Consider the following 1,639-nt stretch of genomic DNA (forward strand, 5'->3'; position numbering starts at 1 on the left):
TGCGCATCGCGCGGGCGGCTATGGTCATAGATCGATTTGCGATGTCGCTGTGAAGTTCAAATGTCATACATCTTCTCCGTTGTAAGTAATTCTGCAACCGCAGGGCGTTGGGGGCCTTGCAGCTGCCGCCGGACATCGCGGCGGGCGCTCGTTCATCGCATCAGCCGCATCTCATTCTCAAACTGCTCCATCGCCTCCTGCCGGCTGGGAACTTGTGCAAGCGTGCAGGAAAACGGCTGGCCGAACAGGGGCTGGGACAGAGTCTCCGCCCAATGCGTCAGCACCTCCGGAGTGAGGGGGCGCTCCTCCCGGAGAAAGATCACCCCGTAATAGGGCGGTACAGACGGGGAAAGCAGCTGTGTCAGCGGGATGCCGCTCCGGACGGAGGCGTTGCAGAAATGCATCTCCGGTGAAAAAAGCGGATAGTACAGCGCCCCGACGAACCAGTCCTGTTCACCGCTTCTGAGCCGCCTTGCCTGCTCCAGAAAGTGCGGATGATCCGGATTATCCGGCTCCACAAACTCACCGTCCAGAATGGTCTGGTGAAGGGCAGGGAGGTTATGGAAATCAAAGTGGAAAAAGGGCGCCTTTCCTGCCTCGTCCTCGGAAAGGGAAAACTCCGCCGCATGGAAAGGTTCCCAGTCCTTACAGCAGCGGTAATAGCCCCACCAGTAGTTCCAGTCATAAATATGCAGATATTTTTTGGCTTTGCAGTCCATAGATGTACTCCATTCTGACAATGTGGGCACAAGAGGAAATCACGGGAAACTCTCCGCCCGGCACCAGCAAAGATTCTTTCCAGGCCCGTCCTTTTTACAAGAGGGACGCTCAAAGGCGGCGCGGTGATCTTCTTATCTGCTCACCGGAATGGAGATCTCGAAAACGGCACCGGTGTCCCCGTTGCGGGCGCGGATGGTTCCCTTGTGCAGGTGGATGATCTCCCGGGTCAGCGCAAGGCCGATGCCGGATTTTCCGCTCCGCCCCATATAGAAGCGGTCGAAGATGTGCGGCAGGTCCGCTTCGGCGATGCCGTCCCCATCGTCCTGTATGCGTATCGTCACCTGCCGCCTGTCTGCGCGGCAGGTCAGGCGCAGCTCGCTGCGGGCATATCGCAATCCGTTGGTCAGGATATTCGTGACCGCCCTGCGCATCTGCGTGTCATCGCATTTGACCATGATGGGTTCTTCAGAGAAGTCCGGCGCGATGGTAATGCCGCTGGCAGCGGCTGCCGATTCCACGGCGCGTATGCTGTCGTAGAGCAGCTCCCGAATATCCATCTCGGAAAGGGCAAGCTGCTGCCGCCCCATATCGATTTTCGAGATGTCCAGGAGCTCCTCCACCAGCTCCGTCATGCGGTCGCTCTCCTCCAGGATCACCTCCGCCGCGCTGCCTGTGTCCATCACGCCCGCCTGTATGCCCTCCGCATAGCCCTGTATCGCCATCAGCGGCGTATTCAGCTCGTGGGAGGCATTCTGGATGACGGTCTGCTGCCGCTCCGCCTCCTTCTCAATATCCCTGCCAAACCGGAACCCCAGAAGGCACATGACGGAGGAGATCGCGAGCAGCACCGCAAAGAACGCCCAGTTCAGCGTCACGTTATAGTGGGTGATGGGCCCGATGTCTATGTACATAATATAGG

The 1,639-nt window shown here is 58.6% G+C and carries 2 protein-coding genes; both read right to left on the bottom strand.

From position 1 onward, the window contains the following. Positions 1 to 152 precede the first annotated feature (152 nt). Complete coding sequence (locus tag ACT8X9_RS13325; protein WP_118361950.1) at positions 153 to 719, bottom strand: hypothetical protein; 567 nt, start codon at positions 717 to 719, stop codon at positions 153 to 155. Positions 720 to 851: 132 nt separating this feature from the next. Beyond that, positions 852 to 1,639: sensor histidine kinase (locus tag ACT8X9_RS13330; RefSeq protein ID WP_444269320.1), on the bottom strand; the 788-nt coding region annotated here is incomplete at its 5' end.

The organism is Faecalibacterium sp. (genome assembly GCF_052358865.1).
GTDB classification, from domain to species: domain Bacteria; phylum Bacillota; class Clostridia; order Oscillospirales; family Ruminococcaceae; genus Faecalibacterium; species Faecalibacterium butyricigenerans.

Coding starts and splice junctions, on each gene's coding strand:
- ACT8X9_RS13325 (WP_118361950.1), bottom strand. CDS start 719: ATGGACTGCAAAGCCAAAAAATATCTGCATATTTATGACTGGAACTAC.